The 1154-nt window shown below is 64.0% G+C and carries 1 protein-coding gene; it reads right to left on the bottom strand.

The genetic code is table 11. The features are described 5' to 3' along the window. Window positions 1-49 precede the first annotated feature (49 nt). On the bottom strand, window positions 50-982 hold the full coding sequence (locus ACO2Q5_RS23895) for an IS5 family transposase (protein ID WP_423295722.1): 933 nt from the start codon (window positions 980-982) through the stop codon (window positions 50-52). Between the last annotated feature and the right edge of the window lie 172 nt (window positions 983-1154).

Here is a 1154-nt window from a genome sequence, read left to right as displayed (position 1 = left end):
TGTTGCACAAATCGGCTGCTGACCGGCCTTCTCCCTTCCCCGGGCAGACCTATCCCGCGACCTCTGTGAGCGGCGTGCCGAGCGCAGTGAAGCCGTTGAGCACGGCGACTCGGACTTGGAACTCCGCGACCTGACGGTCGAAGTCGCGTGCGGACAGGCGCTGACCCAGCAGTTTGACGCAGTGCATCTTGGTTTCTGCGCGGCTTCGGCGGTGATAGCCGCTCCATCGTCGCCAGATGGTCCGCCCGACGCGCTGCGATGTGCGCAGGATTTCGTTGCGAGCGACAGCACCGGGGGTGTCTGGCTTCCAAGGTTTGGCGTTCTTGCGGGGCGGTATGATCGCCGCCGCACCACGGGCCGCGATGGCGTCATGGCACTTGCGGGTGTCGAAGGCGCCGTCGGCGGTGACAGTGGCGATCTCCTGCTCGGGCGGGATCTGGCCGAGCAGTTCGGGCAGTATGGGCGCGTCGCCCACGTCGCTGGTGGTGAACTCGGCAGCGCGGATTTCCAAGGTTTTCTCGTCGATCCCGATGTGGATCTTGCGCCAGACCCTACGTTTGGCGCCGCCATGCTTGCGTGCGTTCCACTCGCCTTCGCCCTCGACCTTGATCCCGGTGCTGTCGACAAGCAGGTGCAATGGGCCATCCGAACCTCGGTAGGGGATGTTCACCTTCAGGGTCTTCTGGCGGCGCGACAGCGTGCTGAAGTCGGGCACCGCCCAGTCCAGGCCGACCAGCCGCAGCAGGCTCTCGACAAACCCGGTGGTCTGTCGAAGCGCCATACCGAACAGCACCTTCATCGTCAGGCAGGTCTGGATGGCGGCATCACCATAGGCGGGATGCCGTCCGCGCTTGCCGGTCGGCGCGGCTTCCCAGGTCATGGCGGGATTGAACCAGATCGTTAGCGAGCCGCGGCGCTTCAGCGCTTCATTGTAGGCGGGCCAGTTCTTGGTCTTGTAGGTCGGAGGGGGCGGTCTGCTCATGCCTCACAGCTATCACGCTGGATTCACGAGATGAATCCCTCACGAGATTTGTGCAACATGTGTAACCGCCCCTTGCGCAAGGGGTATTTTCAGAGCTGATCCTGGCGCGTCACCGGGTGCTGACATGTGTCCGGCCTCTGATGCGGCCATCTTCATGCCGCAGGCCCGTATG

This window comes from Neotabrizicola sp. VNH66, from assembly GCF_049445895.1.
GTDB lineage: Bacteria > Pseudomonadota > Alphaproteobacteria > Rhodobacterales > Rhodobacteraceae > Pseudogemmobacter.
The sequence above is the reverse complement of the archived record's forward strand: the minus strand, read 5'-3'. Positions and strand labels throughout refer to the sequence as shown.

What these genes read in the sequence shown, in the direction of transcription:
- ACO2Q5_RS23895 (WP_423295722.1), bottom strand. Translation starts at nt 982, where the DNA reads ATGAGCAGACCGCCCCCTCCGACCTACAAGACCAAGAACTGGCCCGCC.